Origin of the sequence: Aquirufa nivalisilvae, assembly GCF_004307455.1 — a bacterium.
Taxonomy (GTDB): Bacteria; Bacteroidota; Bacteroidia; order Cytophagales; family Spirosomataceae; genus Aquirufa; species Aquirufa nivalisilvae.
The window spans coordinates 1-342 of record NZ_SEWX01000030.1 but is presented as its reverse complement, the minus strand read 5'-3'; the positions used below and the strand labels follow the sequence as shown (position 1 = coordinate 342).

1 protein-coding gene is annotated in these 342 nt (G+C 47.1%); it reads left to right on the top strand.

Annotated elements, in window-relative coordinates:
• On the top strand, positions 1–342 hold a 342-nt coding region (locus EWU22_RS13390; protein ID WP_394364570.1), incomplete at both ends, for a hypothetical protein.

The following is a 342-nucleotide window of genomic DNA, read 5'->3' as shown; positions in this document are numbered from 1 at the left end:
CCTTTACCTTTACCCCAGCGAGCGGAACAGCAGCCACTAGCTCAAGCATTACTGTAAGTCCAGGAACTGCTACGAAATTAGTAGTAACAGGAACTGGCACTCAAACAGCAGGAGGTAGCCAAACAGTAACTGTAACAGCGAAAGATGCGAATGGTAATACAGCAACGACATATACGGGAGCTAAGAGCATTACGTTCTCCGGAGCGAGCACTTCAAGTAGTCCAGCGACCGTACCAACGGTAGGTGCTACAGACTTTGGCACAGCAACAAGCTTAACATTTACGAATGGAGTAGCAACATCATCGATGGTATTGTATAAAGCGGAGTCATCGACTGTTTCAG